Source organism: Amycolatopsis sp. NPDC005003 (genome assembly GCF_053600695.1).
The window spans coordinates 59,335-74,693 of the sequence record NZ_JBSGAI010000024.1; the positions used below are offsets into that span (position 1 = coordinate 59,335).

Sequence of the window (15,359 nt, forward strand, 5' to 3'; positions counted from 1 at the left end):
ACGTCAGGCCGGATCGGCCAGAATGCCGTTGACATACGAGCCCGGGTGGGTGGCCGCGTCCTGGCGGAGCACCGGGAGGCCGGCCGGCCAGTCCGCGGTGAGCGGCTGGGTCTGGCCGGGCGGGATCGTGTTCAGCTTCGCGGGCGTCCAGGACTTCCCGCCCGCGGCCGGGATCAGCACGGTGATCGTCGCCGAAGCCGTGGTCCCGGGCGTCACCTCGTTGTATTCGACGCCGTTGTCGACGCGCGGCAGGTGGTACACCGCGCCGAACGCCGGGTCGTCCGGGCCGACGAGGTCGACGCCGGGCACGCCGTGCAGGCCGCACGTGCGGTCCGAGACGTTCCGGTAGGTCAGCGGGAGGTCGTACTGGCCGGGGCTCTTCTCCTTCGGCTTGCCCAGGGCGACCGCGAGGTCGGCCGTCGTGCACCGGGGCGTGCCGGACGTCTTCGCCGCGGCGGGCGCGGCCGGCGCCGCGGGAGCGGGGGCCGCGGCGGCACCGGCGCCCGTGCCGCCGTTCGCGGCGGGCGCCGCCGAGGAGCCGGTGGACCCGCAGGCCGTGAGGGCGAACGCTCCCGCGACCGCCGCGACCCCGACCGGAATGCGCTTGCCGAGCATGCCGTTCCTCCCTGCGTCGAATGATCGAACTCACCGGGAGAGATGCCCGGCGGCCCCGTGGGGATGCGCCGGGATGCGATCGATCACCGCAGCGCAACCCGCGCGACCGCCGGACGTCGGAAAGGGAGTCAGCTGCGGCCGAAGCAGACAAACGGCATCAGCGGCTCCGCCCGTGCCGCGTCCGCCAGAGCCCGCGCCGGCGGCGTGCCCGCCGAGAGCGCCTTGTGGAACGCCAGCATCACGCCGCCCGCGGTGCGGTCGTCGACCCGGGCCACGCTCGACACCACCGTGCGGCTGCCGCCGTAGAGCAGCGCCGCCGTGAAGCCCAGGACCTCGTCGCCCGCGCGGACCACCGCCTGGCCGACGTCGCACGACGACAGCACCACCTGCTCCGGGGCCGTCGCCAGCTGCTGGACGTCGTAGGCCATCAACGGCCCGTCGGCCAGGTTCAGCCGGGAGAACAGCACGTTTTCCTGCTCGTGGTGGCCGTGTGCGGCGAAGTGGGCCAGCCGGCAGCCGTCGAACGCCTTGAGCGTCGCCGCGACCGTCGCCTCCGGGCCGGTCAGGACCTCGGCGTCCGGGTACAGCGGCGCCAGCCGGGCGACCTCCGCCTCGGCGTGGGTCAGGTCCGAGCCCGCGACGAGCAGCGGCGCGCCGGTCGCCCGGCCGGACCGGCGGCCCGCGTCGAACCAGGCCGACGACGACGGCGTGACCGTCACCGGGCGGCCGTGCAGCGTCGGCAGCAGTCCCCACGGGATCGCCGAAAGCGCGCCGGTCGGCACGACGACGACGTCGAGGTCGCCGAGCCGGGACGCCAGCGGGGCCAGCAGGATCGCGTCCAGTGCGGTGACCTGCGTCCGCACCGACCGGCGGATGACCCGGTCCAGCTGCGGCGGCAGCTGGCGCCCGCACAACGCGTCGAGGTCGCTGTGCAGCCGCGCGACCGGCTCCGCCACGGCCGACGCCGGGCCGAGCTCGACCAGCGCCACCCGGTGGTTCGCGATCACCTGCGCGCACAACGCACCCCGGTCGGCCAGGAAGCAGACCATCGCGCTGCCGGTGTCGGCCAGCTCGTCGCCGATCTCGCGCAGCTTCGCTTCGGCGTGGTCGGCGGCCACGCCCTCGGCCTGCCAGCCCTTGGCGCGGATCTCGCGTTCCAGCGCGGCACACCGCTTCACGGCCTGGGTGTCCGGCTTCCCGGCCAGCTCGCCCGCCCGGATCTGCATCGAGAGGAACCGCAGCTCGGCGACGGCGTCGACGGTCTCCGGGTGGGCCGGCGGGCGCACCGGCCGGAACCGGAACGCCTGGGCGCGCGAGCGGTCGAGCCAGCGGAACACCACGCCCGGCGAGCGCTGGGCCAGCGCGGCGGCGAGTCCGGCGTCGGCGAGTTCCTTGCCCAGTGACGTCGTCCCGGTCTGCAGGTCGACGCTGCCGAACCGGCTGCGGTGCCGCTGCAGCTGCGTCAGCCCGGCCCGCGCGTTCGCGAACGTGACGCGCCGGTGGCCGGTCGCCGCCCCGAGCTCGGCCAGCGCGAGCCGCCGCACCAGGCGGTTTTCCAGCGGCGCGCTCCGGCGGTCGCGCGGGGCGATCGCGGCGCGGGCGCCGTCGAGGTCCCCGAGCGCGATCCGGACCCGGGCCGCCAGCAGGCTCGCGATCTCCGCGTCGTTGCGGAGGCCGAGCCCGGTGAGCCGGTCGGCCAGTGCGGTCGCCTCGGCGCCGATGCGGGCGATCCGCCGTCCGGCCGCGAAGTCCGCGCGCAGCACGGTCAGCTGCGCCACCGCCGCCCAGGTTTCGTTGCCGCGACGGCGGAACCGGCGTTCGGCACGGCCGGCCCAGCCGCGCGCGGCCGCCGGGTCGCCGCTCGCCAGCGCGGCCAGCGCCCTGGTCAGCTCGGCCTCGGCGTGTTCCTGGTTCATCCGCAGCCGCGGGAACTGCACGAGCGCGGCGTCCAGTTCGGCGGCGGCTTCGTGCGGCAGCCCGGCGGCCAGCAGCGCCCGCGCCTTGTCGACGGCCAGCACCGGCAGCATCCCGACGCTCTGCGCGGCGTAGAACCCGCTCGCCGCGTCGAAGTCGCGCAGGGCACCGGGGATGTCACCGGTGAGCACCCGCGCCTGGCCGCGGCCGTGCGCGGCCTTGGCGAAGATCCTGGCCAGGCCCTCTTCGTCGGGGTGGCTGGCCCCGACCTGCTCGCACTGGTCGAGATCGGCGAGCGCGAGCCGGACGCGTCCGGCGTACTGGTGCAGCATCGCGCGGTTGAGCAGCGTCCTGGCGAGCACGACGAACTCGCCCGCCTGCCGCAGCAGCGGGACGGCTTCGTCGAAGCACGTCAGCGCCTCGTCCATCCGGCCGATCAGGATGAGCACGAGACCCCGTTGCTGGCGCAGGATCCCGCGCCCGGCGTCCGACACGAGGACGTCGGCTTCGTCGAGCAGCGCGAGGCCGCGGGCGCTGTTGCCGAGCGCCGTTTCGACGGCCGCGTACGTGCCGAGCACGCGCGTCGCGAGGTCGGGCCAGGCCGGCCACGCGGGCGGCGGTGCCGTCGCGGGCAGGCCGAGCAGCCGCGCGGCGGCGCGGATCAGGCGTCCCCCGACCACCGGCTGGCCGTTGTTGGTCGCGGCGACCGCACGCCGGTGCAGGTCGCGGACCCGGTCTTCGACCCTCGGCGACGCGACCACGGGCTGCCCTTTCGGCCGGGGAAGGACGCCCCGGATCGTACCTCCGAGTCAGAGGTATCAGGCAGCTTCGAAACCTTCGAAATCTACAGCTCGACGGCCGGCGTGCTCACCGTCCTCGAGCGGCCCACCGTGCGCACCAGCACCTGGACCATCCCGTGCGGCACGCCGCCGACGGCGAACCGGCCCTCCGCGTCGGACGCCGTCGTCAGCGGGCCGGTCGCCGTGCGGACCTCGATCGGGTGCTCGGCCGGCGGAGTGAGCCAGCCGTCCAGGCGGATCGTGCCGCCCGGTTCGGGGCTCACGTTCACCATGATCGTCAGGCTTTCGCTGTCGAACGTGATGAGCCTGCCCTGTTCGGCGGCGCTGCGCGCGTCCGCCAGCCGCTCCTGTTCGCGGATGCGCATCACCTCCAGGTCGACGTCCTCCAGCTGGATCGCGAACCGGATCTGGTCCACCAGTGTGGGAGGCATCGGGTCGGCGTCTTCCCACAGCTCGCGCACGCCGGCCAGCAGCCGGAAGTCGAGCTCGTCCAAGGGCTCGTTCGCGCCTGGTGGTTCGACGGTGGTCACAGCCAATCTCCTTCGCCGTTGGCGAGTAGCTGCTCGCGCAGGCGCGCGAGGCAACGTCCCCTGGTCGGGCCGATACTCCCCCTCGGCATGCCCAGCCGGGCGCCCACTTCGGCGTAGTCCGGCCGGTGCACGAACGCCACGATCCGCAGCAGGCTGCGGCAGCGTTCGGGCAGGTTGTCCACCGCGCGCCAGAGCCGCACGCGCTGGTCCTCGCGCAGCACCCCCTCCTCGGGTGCCGGTGAAGCTTCGGCGAGCCGCTCCGGGAGTTCCGGCAGCGGCCGCTCGACCTGGCGCTTTTCCCCAGTGCGCCAGGCCTCCCGCTTGGTGACGGTGATCAGCCAGCCGGTCAGCGCGACCGGCGAACGGATTTCCGTGAACGACCCGAGCAGCCGCAGCCACGTCGTCTGCACGACGTCGGCCGCCTGATCGGCGTCGAGTCCCTGGTCACGCGCCACCTGCCAGAGCAACGGCGTGAGCAGGGAAACCAGTTCGTCCAGCGCCGCGCGGTCGCCCGCCCGCGCGGCGTCGAACAGGGTCGCCACGCGAGCGTGGTCGGTCTTGGCCACGTTCACAGCGAGCCCAATGCGGTCCAGGCGCGCTTGACGACGGTCTCCCGGTCGACCGTGGCCAGGTCCCCGGACTGCAGCAGGGCCTTGCCGAGTTCGGCCGCGGCGAGCGGCGCGGCGAACGACGTCCCGTCCCAGACCGCGAAGCCGGCGCTGTAGTCGTCGGGGTCGAAGGAGTTGCGGCCGAAGCCCGGCACCTCGTGGTCGGCGGCCGCGGTGCCGCGGACGTCGGTCGGGTACGTGCTGACGACGCCGGCGCCGGTGGCCCAGCAGTGCACCCACGGGCCTTCGTTGGAGAACAACGCCTTGCTCGTGGTGACGTCGGGGTTGAGCGCGCCGACGCTGATCACCTGCGGGCCGCTGCCGCCGCCGAGCGGCTGGTCGGCGAAGGCCGCCGGGTAGAACCGGCGCGTGGTGGCGTCGTTGCCCGCGGCCGCGACGACCAGCACGCCGAGGCCGAGCAGCTCCGCGATCACCGCACCGAACTGGCCGGTGAAGGCGACGTCCGCGGCGTCTTCGAGGTAGTAGCCCATCGAGAGCGAGACGATGTCCACCATGTCCTGCGGGCGGTTGTTCGCCTGCGCGGTCCGGACGCGGTCGGCCAGCAGGTGCAGCGCGAGCAGCACGTCGGCCTCGTAGGCGACGCCGTCGCTGTGCACCACGCGGATGGCCAGGGTGTCGGCTTCGGGGCAGGCCTGCCGGACGATGCCGGCGATGAACAGGCCGTGCCCGGTGTCGGTGTCGACGTCGCCGATCAGCGGCTGGCCGGTGGTCGGCGCGTCCCAGAAGCCGGTCAGCAGCTGGGTGGGCACGGTGGTGCCGGACCCGAGCTCGGCCGCCAGGATCGCGGCCTGGATGTCCGGGGCGACGGCGAGCCCCGAGCCGGCGGCCGGCGGGGCGGAGCGGTCGGCCAGCCCGAACCACGGGTGCGGGCCGATGCCGGTGTCGAGCACGGCGATCACCGGCCGCCGGTGGGCGGGCTTCGGGCTGCGGTAGGGCGGGGCGGCGGCCAGCGTCACCGGGATCCGGTTGGCGCCGCGGGTGCGCCCGTACGAGCTGCCCGCCCCGAACCCGCTGGTCTCCCAGGGCGTGCCGCCGAGGCCGCTGGTCTCCCACGGCACCCCGCCGAACACCGGCGACGTGAACAGCAGGTGCTCGATGGACATCTCCCGGACGATCTCCGGGTCCAGTTCCGGCTTCTCGCCCGAGGCGGCGGACCGCAGCAGCTGCAGCGCCTTCCAGCAGTCGACGACGACCGGCTCGGCGTCTTCACGGACGTGCAGCAGGGCGCGGACGGGCAGGTCGTCGAGCTGCCGGGCGCGGGCGAGCTCCTTCCGGTCGTAGCCGGCCGGGGCGGCGTAGAGACCGATGCGGGCGAGGACGTTGTTGATCGCGGCCAGCGTCCGCTGGTCGCGGAGGTACCGCTGCGGGATGAGGAACACCCCCGGCCGGTACACGGTCGTGCGCGGGGCCGGCTGCCCGGCCGCGACGACGGCCGTCGCCGGGTCCAGCACGCGTGCGCCGTGCCGGTCCAGCAACTGCCTCGGCGGGGCCGGGAGCTCGTTGAGCGTGCTCGCGTCCTCCACCGCTGTGTCCGCGGTCTCGTCTCGCACGATCCTGACGACCATCGGGTCCACCCTCCTGCTGCCTCTGCCCCCGTCACTGATCACCAACGGCACCCGGGAAAGACCGGTGGGCCGCCCTTGGGATACGACACGGACATCACGAATGCATAACGACGACGGCAAACGGGTGACGACGTATCTGGCGCGCCCGGCTCACCCACTTGGCCCTCCGGAAGTCACGAAGCATGCGGGGAGATCACCATGGTTGTGCTCCGGTCGAGCACGCACGAGGCCGCCTTCACAGCGGAGCCGTCGACCGGCGGCGGCTCCTTCACGGTGCCGCTCGACCTGCCGCCCGGTCCCGGCGACAGCGCTCCCGCACTCGCGCTGCGCTACACGACCGGCGCGCCGAACGGCCCGTTCGGCGGCGGGTTCACCCTGCCGCTGCCGCACGTCGGGCCGGCGGACGGCGCCACGCCGTCCGGTGCGGCGGGCCGGCTCGTCCGCCGCGGCGAGGGGTTCCTGCTCACCACGGCGGCCGGCCTGCGGCACTTCCTCGGCCCCGGCGACGGCGCCACCTGGTACCTCGACCGGACCGAGGACGCGTTCGGCGCCACCGCGACGTTCGGCTGGGCGCACCACAGCGGCCAGGCCTACCTCACGCGCGTCTCCTACGGCCCGTACGAAGTGGAGTTCACCTACGAGCCGCGGCCGGACGTGCTGCGCCGGGGCCGCGGCGGCACCCTCGTCACGACGGCCCTGCGGTGCGCGCGGATCGACCTGCGGGTGCCCACCTCGACGCGGCCGCTGGTGCGGCGGTGGACCCTCGGCTACGACGCCGACGACGTCACCGGCGCGTCCCTGCTGACGTCGGTGGCGCTCACCGGCTTCGACACGCACGGCACCGAAACCGCCGCGCCGGTCCTGCGGCTGGCGTACGCCTCCTTGGAGGCCCCGCCGCCGCGGCGGGTCCAGCTGGCCGTGCGGGCGCGGTCCGGCGGCGGGGTGTCCGTGCTCGACGCCGTGCCGTACCACTCCTTCGAAGACCCGCCCCGCACCGGACGGCTGTGCGAAATCGACAACGGGATGGGGCTGCGGACCGCGATCGAGTACGCGACCGTCGCCTCGGTGCCGGTCGTCCGGCGGGTCTCGCTGCGCGAATCGGGCACCGGCCACGTGGGCGTGACGGAGTTCGAATACCACGACAGCCGGCTCCCGGTGTTCGGCCGCGTGGTCCAGGACGACCTCGGCGACGAGTACGCGCCGACCCTGCGGACCGTGCGCTGGTTCGGCGACGAGGGCCTGCTGACCAAGGAGGAGACCTACGGCCTCGACGGCTCTCCCGCGGCGGACCGGCCGTACCGCCGCGTCGAACACCTCCGGCGTCCACAGTGGACGCGCTCGGTGACGACGGTGTTCGAACGCCGGGCGGTGCCGGTGTCGGTCACCACGAAGGAGACGGCCTTCGACACGGCCGGGAACCCGACGCGGGAGGTGGAGACGACCGAACGGCCCGGGCGGGAGCCGGTCGTGCGCGAGACCCGGACCGAGTACGCGACCGATCCCGAACACCGGTTCGCCGCGCTCCCGGCCCGGGTGCGCGAGGTCGACGGCACCGGCGAAGTACTGGGCGACCGGATCTTCCGGTACGACGAAGAGCCCGACGGCGCCGCCGGTTCACACGGCCTGCTCACCGCGCGGGAGGAGCTGGTGCTCACCGACGCGCTCGTCGCCGGCGTCTACGGCGCGCACCCACCCGACCTCCGGCACCACGGCTACCACCGCCGTCCCGGCGAGGACGGCTGGTGGGTCACCACGTTCCACGGGCGGCTGGACACCGTCGCCGGGCTGCGCACGACGACGACCGATCCGCTCGGCCACACCCGGGAGGTCCGGTATTCGGCCGACCGCTGCTTCCCCGAGGTGGCCACGGACCCGCTGGGGAATGTCACGGTCACGCGGTACGACGTCCGGACGGCCCAGGTGTGCGAGGTGACCGATCCGGCGGGCGCGGTCACCACGCTGACCCACGACCCGCTCGGCCGGCCCGAAACGGTGGTGCGGCCGGGCGACTCGGCGGAGCTGCCGACCGTCCGGTACCGCTACGACGGCACCCGCGTCACCACCGAGCAGCGGGCGGTGTCGGGCGAGGTGGAAGTGCTGGTGAGCGCCGAACTGCGCGACGGCGCCGGGCGCCTGCTGGAGCGGCGGCACGCGGAACTGCTCGGCGACGTCGTCGACGAGCACCACGAGTACTGCGCGCGCGGCCTGGTGTGCCGGACGAGCCGGGTGTTCCGGGACGGCGATCCGGTGCCCACGCCCGCCGAGTTCCGGTACGACGCACTGGGCCGCCCGCTGGACGTCGCCGAGGACCACTCGAGCGAGGAGGGCGTGTTCGATCTCCTCGGGCGGGAGCTGCGGGGTCCGGACGGTGCCGTGCACGTGCGGGACGCGGCCGGGAACGTCGTCGAGTCGCGGACCGCGGGCGGGCACACGGTGTTCCGGGTCCGCGACGGATGCGGCCGGGTGGTCGCGGTGCTGGTCGACGACCCGCACGGGACGCCGGTCACCACCTTCACCCACCACGACGGCGGGCTCCCCGTGCCGCTCGGCGCGGGGCCGCACAGCTGCGGGCGGCTGGTGCGCGTCACCGACGAATGCGGCGTGACCCAGTTCGGCTACGACGCGCTCGGCCGGCCGGCGGAGAAGCGCTGGCGCCCGGCGCACGTCGCCGTCGAGTACCGGCTCGACGTGACGCGCCGGGCCGACGGGCGCGTGTCGGAGGTGGCCTACCCCGACGCCGGCGACGGGCGGCTGACCGTGCACCACCAGTACGACGAGGTCGGCAGGCTGGTCAGCGTGCCCGGCTTCGTCGACGCCGTCGCCTACGACCTGAGCGGCCGCCGCACCGCGGTGCACTACGCGAACGGCGTCAGCGAGCACTGGGCCGGCGGACGGCACGTGCTCACCGGCCCGGGCGGGCTGGTGCGCGACATCGAGCCCGGTTCTGTCTCGGAGCCGCTGTCCGGCAGCGAGATCCGGGACGCCTTCGGCCGGCTGCGCGGGGTCCACGGCGACGGCGTCAACGCGCTGTACAGCTACGACCACACCGGCCGCCGCGTCCGCACCCTGGTCACCGACGGCGCGCACATCCGCGAAGTGCTGACCCCGGACGACCACTACGCCATCGAGGACGGCGAACTGGTGGTCGTGGTGGCGGGCGCGGTCCGGCGCTACGCGGACGGCCGCACCCGCTACCTGCACTTCGACGACGCCGGCGGGATCGCCCTGACCACCGACGAGCACGGCGCGGTCGTGCGTGGTGAGCCGGATTAGCACCCGGCTCACCAGGTTCAGTCGAGGACGGCCAGGTCGAGCCGGCTGAGGCGGTCGGGGTCGGCGAGGATGTCGATCTCGGCGATCCGGCCGCCCGCGACCGTGAAGCCCAGCACCGAGAACGGCCGGCCTTCGCGCGTCGCGACCACCCCGGCCGCGCCGTTGACCAGCGCCCGGTGCACCACGCCGCCGCCGGCGCCGAGGCGGGAGAACGTCAGCGCCTGGTTCGCCACCGCCGCCGCGCCGTGGACCTCGGTCGAGCCGCCCTGGGCCGCGCCGCGGTCCGCGCGCAGCACGACGTCCGGGTCCAGCACCGAGACGAGCGCGTCGAAGTCGCCGCCGCGGGCGGCCGCCAGGAAGGCGTCGACGACTTCGCGCTGGCGGGCGAGGTCCGGGTCGGGGGCGACCGGGGCGCCCTGGACCCGCCGCCGGGCCCGGCTCGCCAGCTGCCGCGTCGCCGCCTCGGACCGGCCGACGATCGGGGCGATCTCCTCGAACGGCATCGCGAACATGTCCCGCAGCACGAACGCGAGCCGCTCGGCCGGGGTGAGCGTGTCGAGCACGACCAGCAGCGCGAGACCGACCGAGTCGGCCATCAGCGCCTCGTGCTCGGGGCCGGCGTCCTCGCGGCTGATGACGGGGTCGGGCACCAGCGCTTCCCACGGCTCTTCGCGCCGGGCTTTGCGCGACCGCAGCATGTCGAGGCAGACCCGCCCGACAACGGTGGTGAGCCAGCCGGCGAGGTTCTCCACGGCGGCGGTGTCGCTGCGGCTGAGCTTCAGCCACGCCTCCTGGACGGCGTCCTCGGCTTCGGTCAGCGAGCCCAGCATCCGGTAGGCGACGGACCGCAGGTGGGCGCGGTGGGTCTCGAAGCTGCGGGCGAGAAGCTCCTCGGTCACGGTTCGTCCTTTCGCGGTGCGATCACCACCCTGACGGTCGAGGCCGCACCTTTGTGACAGATCAGACGACTGTGTGCCGATGAGCGGAATCTTCCCTTGACGTACGATATATCAGGAACTAATCATCGGATCTCTCCGGACGAGGAGGTCCTTTGAGAATCCGACTGCTTGCCTGCCTCGCCGCCGCCGTCGCACTGGTGGCGAGCCTGGTCAGTCCCGCGAACGCCGAGCTCTACCACCCGCGCCAGGACTGGCTGCGGGCCTCGACGGCCGGGCTGTTCCTGCACTGGGGCATGTTCACCGCGCCGCGGCACACCGACTGCGCCGCCTGGGAGCGCGACGTCACCGGCGGTGGCTGGACGCCGGACTACTGGATCGACGAGGCCAGGAAGCTGGGCGCGTCCTACGTCGTCCTCACCACCTTCCACAGCCGGCTGGGCTACGCGCGGCCGTGGCCGTCGAAGATCCCCGGCAGCTGCTCGACGCAGCGCGACTTCCTCGGCGAGCTGATCGCCGCGGGCCGGGCCAAGGGTATCCGCGTCATGCTCTACATGACCGACGATCCCCAGTGGCACAACGAAACCGGCCACGAATCCCTCGACTCGGCCGCCTACTCGGCGTACAAGGGCAAGCCGGTCGACCTGACCACCCGGCCCGGCTTCGGCGAGTACTCCTACGACCTGTTCGACGAGGTGATGGACCGCTACTCCGACCTCGCCGGGTTCTGGATCGACAACGACAACGAGTACTGGGAGCAGCACGGGCTCTACGAGCGCATCCGCGAGAAGCGGCCCTCCTGGCTGCTGAGCAACAACAACGAAGACACGCCGATCATGGACACGGTCAGCAACGAGCAGAAGACCGGCATGACACCGTCCTACGACTACCCGCAGGCGGTCTACACGCCGATGCCGCGGCTCACCGAGGCGGACTACAAGCTGCCGACCAACGGCGACTGGTGGTACAGCGGCGGTGACCAGGCCGTCGACTTCCGGCTCTCCACCGGCCGCTACATCACGAACGCGGGCTCGTCGATCAAGTCGCTGATGGCCGAAACCGCCATGCTGAACGGCAAGTTCCCGCCGCAGCAGGAGGCGTTCAACAACTTCATGGCGTCCTGGACGCAGCCGATCAGGGAATCGCTGACCGGCACCGAGGGCGGCGGGTACATGTACGGCGGCCTGCAGCCCGGCTTCTGGAACGACGGCGCGCACGGCGTGATCACCGTCAAGCCCGGCGCGCGGACGCAGTACGTGCACGTCGTCACGCGGCCGTCGACGAACCTGGTCCGGCTGCGGGACAACGGCTACCGCGTCACCGGCGTGTCGGACCTGCGGACCGGGAAGCCGATGCGGTTCGCGCAGTCCGGGGGTTATCTGTCCATTCTGGACATCAAGGACTGGGACACTTACGACACCGTGTTCAAAGTGGACACCGCGGGGCAGCAGTACTTCTACGACAAGAGCACGATCAAGGCGACCGCGTCGTCCAACACGGCAACGGCGGCGAACCTCGTCGACGGCAGTTACCTGAACTTCTGGGACGCGGGTGGTCAGCTCCCGGTGTCGGTGACGCTGGACCTGGGCCGGAAGCGGTCGACGGCCTACCTGGCGGTCCACGAGCGCGAGTCGTCGCCGACGTACGCACGGGAATCCTTCGGCCGCGCCGAGGATTCCGCGCGGATCAAGGACTACCGTGTCCACGCCAGCGACGACGGCAAGAACTGGCGCACGGTCCGCAGCGGCGCCCTGCCGAGCAACCGCGGCGTCCAGTTCATCGACGTCGGCGAGGTGCACGCACGCTACCTGCGGCTCGAGGTGCTGAACACGTGGTCCGGCCCGCAGGCCAAGCCGTACTACCGGCAGCTCGCGCTCGACGAGATCGATGTCGCCTACGGCTACCCCGACCCGCGCGGCGAGGTGCCGCTGGAGGCCGAGTCGTGGCGCAACGGTTTCGAGGGCAAGGCGACGCCGGTGTGGTGCGAGGCGTGCTCGGGCACGAACGCGGTGACCGGCCTCGACCGCGGCGCGGTCGTCTTCCGGGACGTCCAGGCCACGGGTCCGTCCCGGCTGCAGCTGGACACGACCGGGCCGGGCACGCTTTCGGTGAGCGTCAACGGCGCGGCCCCGGTCACGGTCGCCGCCCCGGGGGCGATCCCGGTGCCGCTCAACGCCGGCGCCAACACGATCAAGGTCTCCGGAACGACCGGGCTCGACCGGATCGCCGTGGCGCCGATGCCGCCCGAGTCGTACACGCCGAAGACGACGTTGACCGTGCAACCCGCCGGCATCCAGTGGGTTTCGCCGGGTCAGCAGTCGCTGCGGATCGACGCGTCGCTGCGGCTGGACGTCGACGACCCGATCGACCAGGTGTCGCTGGCCCCGGTCGTCCCGGCGGGCTGGACGGTCACCGGCGGCCCGGCGACGACGTCGGCGCTGGGGCTCGGCCAGGTCCTGAGCGGGTCGTGGACGGTGACCGCGCCCGCGGCCCAGGACGTGAACATCCCAGTGACGGCGACCTTCCGGACGCTCGGGCGCGCGAAGTCGGTGAGCAAGCCGGTGCAGGTGAAGCAGCGGCCGGCGGACCGGGTGTTCATGCGCGAAGCGGAGGACTCGGCGAACGACATCGGCGACGCCGGCGTCACGAACTGCTCGCCGTGCTCGGGCGGGCAGAAGGTGCGCAACATCGGGCCGGGTGCGGCGGTGACGTTCTCCGGCGTGACGGTGCCCGCGGCGGGCCAGTACACCTTGTACCTGGACTTCACCGTCAACGGCGACCGGTCGTACTTCGTGTCGGTGAACGGCGGGGCGCCGGCCGAGGTGAAGGTCAGCGGCGCCGGGAACAACACCCCGTACACCACTTCGGTCCCGGTGACGCTGACCGCGGGCGCCAACACGATCCGGATCGGCAACGACCGCGCTGGGGCTCCGGATCTGGACCGGATTTCACTGGGTTAGCTCCCGTAGCACCCGGGCCGCGTCGACGTCGACGGCGCGGCCCGGGTCCCCGCCCGGCGCACTCCACGCGACGGACACCCACAGCTCGGCGTAGTCACCGCGGTCGATCCGCGGCAGCCGCCAGGTGAGCCGGCCGCCGGTCCGCTCGACGGCGTCCCCGCCGACCAGCCGCGACCAGTACGGCGGCACGTGCTGCCCGGCCCGCGAGCACCGCCGCAGCAGATCGGCCCCGGGCCCGCCGACGCTCACCACGGCGTCGGCGGTCTCGGCGGTGAAGGCGCTTTCCCAGGTGCGCTCTTCCTCCGGCGCGCCGGTCAGCTCGGCCTGGACGACGAACTCGCCGACGTCCTCCCGGGCCAGCACCCGGAGGATGGTGGTTTCGCGCGTGACCCCGGGCAGCCCGGACGCGGTGGTCCCGCACAGCACGTCGAGCCGCACGGAGTCGGCCCGCCACCGGCACAGCCGCGCCCCGGACGCGAGGCCCCAGGTCAGCTCCGGTCTCGCGGGCACGTCCCAGCCACCGGCGCGCACGGCGAACCGCACGTCCCCGAGCGGGGTGACGACGTCGAGCGCCCGCGGAGCCGTCCGCGAGAGGACTTCCGTGTCCAACATGGACACATCCTTACCCCACGGGCCGACCGGCGAAAACGCCCTGCGCGAACGTCACCCGACCGGGGACCCGGGTCAGAAACCGGAGGTGCCGTTCGGCGTGCCCAGCCCGGTCGGCCCGTCGTAACCCGCGCCCGCCGTGCAGAGGTACGTCCCGCCGCAGCTGCCGTTCGAACCCGACGTCACGTCGTACAGGCCGCTCGTGTGCGCGTACGGGTACGAGCCCGACGTCACCGAGTTGCCGGCCAGCGCGTACACGCTCGCGATCACCGGCGACGACAGGCTGGTGCCGCCGACCTGGACCCAGCCGTCCGCGCCCTGGGCCAGGCCCAGCGACAGCAGGAGGTCGCACCACGACGAGCTGCCGCAGCTGTTGTACGTGTCGTACACCCCGAGGCCGGTGGCCGGGTCCGCGACGGCCGAGACGTCCGCGACCGTCCTCTTCGCACACCCGGTGTCGTGCTGCCAGGACGGCTTCGCCTCCAATGTGGAGCATCCGCTGCCGCTGCCCTTCCACGTCGTCTCGGTCCAGCCGCGGGTGGTGGCCGTCGACTTCTTCAGCGTCGTGCCGCCGACCGCGGTGACGTACGGCGAGGAGGCCGGCCAGCTGACGCCGTAGCCGGAGTCGCCCGAGGACGCCGTCACCGCGATGCCCGGGTGGTTCAGGTGCGCGTCCGCGGCGAGGATCGTCGAGTCTTCGGAACCGCCGTAGCTGTTGGAAATGGCCACCACACCCGGTGTCGCCGCGGCCGTGTCGACCGCCGTCATCAGCGGGTCGGTATCCGGGGAATCGGCTTCCACCAGCAGGATGTGGCAGTCCGGGCAGGTCGCCGACACCGCGTCGAGGTCGAGGCTGATCTCCATCGCCCAGCCGTAGTCGGGCGCCGGGAGCGGGCTCGCCGCGCCGTTCTGGTTGACCTTCTTGAAGCAGCCGTTGGCCGTCGTGCACGGGGAAAGCCCGCGGGCGGCCCGGAACTTCGCCAGGTCGGCTTCGGCGGTGGGCGCGTCCTGGGCGTCCACAATGGCCACCGTGCGGCCGTCGGCGTGCAGCCCGCCGAGGTGGTAGGCGGCTTGGATCTCGGCCGGCCCGTAGCCGACCGGGGTGGAGACGACCAGCGGGCCGTTGCCCTTCGGTGACCGGACCGCCTTGCCGAGGCAGTGCATCTTGCCGGAGGTGGCGCAGCCGAAGTTCACGACGCCGCCGCTCTGCAGCGGCGCGGCTTCGGCGGTCGAGGTGGCCACCGTGAGCGGGGCGGCGAGCAGGGAGAGGACGACGAGGGACCGGAACAACCGTGGACGGGCCATGGCCTACTCCTCGGTAGGGGACGAGGTGTGGCGACGGATCGTCGCATGTCACTCGCTCGTGGTCACCCATCAGAAGAAGGTTTCTCGGTTCAGTCATTCGCCCACCGCGGCGAGAACCCGACGAAGAGTGACGAACCGACTCACCCATTTGCACATTGGTCCAGACAAGTGTTATGCAAAAGTGATCGAAGCACCGCTGACTGGGAGCTACTTTGTTGCGACTGGCAACAAATACCTCGTGGATCCCCAACGGCGGAGGTGTC

Annotated in this window: 10 protein-coding genes; 2 read left to right on the forward strand and 8 right to left on the reverse strand. The window is 73.0% G+C overall.

Annotated features, from left to right (window positions below; all coding sequences use genetic code 11):
* Window positions 1-3: 3 nt before the first annotated feature.
* The 5 genes from ACWED2_RS26405 to ACWED2_RS26425 all read right to left on the reverse strand — a co-directional run bounded on the left by ACWED2_RS26405 (window position 4) and on the right by ACWED2_RS26425 (window position 6,053).
* The gene (locus ACWED2_RS26405) at window positions 4-615 is read right to left on the reverse strand and encodes a DUF4232 domain-containing protein (RefSeq protein ID WP_449693170.1); all 612 of its coding nucleotides are present in this window, start codon (window positions 613-615) and stop codon (window positions 4-6) included.
* A gap of 128 nt (window positions 616-743) precedes the next feature.
* Complete coding sequence (locus tag ACWED2_RS26410; RefSeq protein WP_449693171.1) at window positions 744-3,290, reverse strand: CHAT domain-containing protein; 2,547 nt, start codon at window positions 3,288-3,290, stop codon at window positions 744-746.
* 83 nt (window positions 3,291-3,373) lie between these two features.
* Window positions 3,374-3,859: a hypothetical protein gene (locus ACWED2_RS26415; RefSeq protein ID WP_449693172.1), complete on the reverse strand. Its 486-nt coding sequence runs from the start codon at window positions 3,857-3,859 to the stop codon at window positions 3,374-3,376.
* The gene (locus ACWED2_RS26420; RefSeq protein ID WP_449693173.1) at window positions 3,856-4,431 is read right to left on the reverse strand and encodes an RNA polymerase sigma factor; all 576 of its coding nucleotides are present in this window, start codon (window positions 4,429-4,431) and stop codon (window positions 3,856-3,858) included. The genes ACWED2_RS26415 and ACWED2_RS26420 overlap by 4 nt, the downstream gene beginning before the upstream one ends.
* The gene (locus ACWED2_RS26425) at window positions 4,428-6,053 is read right to left on the reverse strand and encodes a S8 family serine peptidase (protein ID WP_449693174.1); all 1,626 of its coding nucleotides are present in this window, start codon (window positions 6,051-6,053) and stop codon (window positions 4,428-4,430) included. Before ACWED2_RS26425 ends, ACWED2_RS26420 begins: the two co-directional genes overlap by 4 nt.
* 198 nt (window positions 6,054-6,251) lie before the next feature.
* Between ACWED2_RS26425 and ACWED2_RS26430 the strand changes: the two genes are divergently transcribed.
* On the forward strand, window positions 6,252-9,326 hold the full coding sequence (locus ACWED2_RS26430) for an RHS repeat domain-containing protein (RefSeq protein ID WP_449693175.1): 3,075 nt from the start codon (window positions 6,252-6,254) through the stop codon (window positions 9,324-9,326).
* Window positions 9,327-9,343: 17 nt separating this feature from the next.
* Here ACWED2_RS26430 and sigJ read toward each other — a convergent pair whose 3' ends face one another.
* Window positions 9,344-10,225, reverse strand: a complete 882-nt coding sequence (sigJ, locus tag ACWED2_RS26435; protein ID WP_449693176.1) for an RNA polymerase sigma factor SigJ — start codon at window positions 10,223-10,225, stop codon at window positions 9,344-9,346.
* 152 nt (window positions 10,226-10,377) lie between these two features.
* Here sigJ and ACWED2_RS26440 point away from each other — a divergent pair, with 152 nt between their 5' ends.
* Complete coding sequence (locus ACWED2_RS26440) at window positions 10,378-13,182, forward strand: alpha-L-fucosidase (protein ID WP_449693177.1); 2,805 nt, start codon at window positions 10,378-10,380, stop codon at window positions 13,180-13,182.
* Here ACWED2_RS26440 and ACWED2_RS26445 read toward each other — a convergent pair.
* On the reverse strand, window positions 13,171-13,794 hold the full coding sequence (locus tag ACWED2_RS26445; RefSeq protein WP_449693178.1) for a hypothetical protein: 624 nt from the start codon (window positions 13,792-13,794) through the stop codon (window positions 13,171-13,173). The genes ACWED2_RS26440 and ACWED2_RS26445 overlap by 12 nt on opposite strands.
* A 72-nt stretch (window positions 13,795-13,866) precedes the next feature.
* Window positions 13,867-15,096, reverse strand: a complete 1,230-nt coding sequence (locus ACWED2_RS26450) for a S53 family peptidase (protein WP_449693179.1) — start codon at window positions 15,094-15,096, stop codon at window positions 13,867-13,869.
* Window positions 15,097-15,359 lie beyond the last annotated feature (263 nt).

Coding starts and splice junctions, on each gene's coding strand:
- ACWED2_RS26405 (WP_449693170.1), bottom strand. CDS start 615: ATGCTCGGCAAGCGCATTCCGGTCGGGGTCGCGGCGGTCGCGGGAGCG.
- ACWED2_RS26425 (WP_449693174.1), bottom strand. CDS start 6,053: ATGGTCGTCAGGATCGTGCGAGACGAGACCGCGGACACAGCGGTGGAG.
- ACWED2_RS26430 (WP_449693175.1), top strand. CDS start 6,252: ATGGTTGTGCTCCGGTCGAGCACGCACGAGGCCGCCTTCACAGCGGAG.
- ACWED2_RS26445 (WP_449693178.1), bottom strand. CDS start 13,794: ATGTTGGACACGGAAGTCCTCTCGCGGACGGCTCCGCGGGCGCTCGAC.
- ACWED2_RS26450 (WP_449693179.1), bottom strand. CDS start 15,096: ATGGCCCGTCCACGGTTGTTCCGGTCCCTCGTCGTCCTCTCCCTGCTC.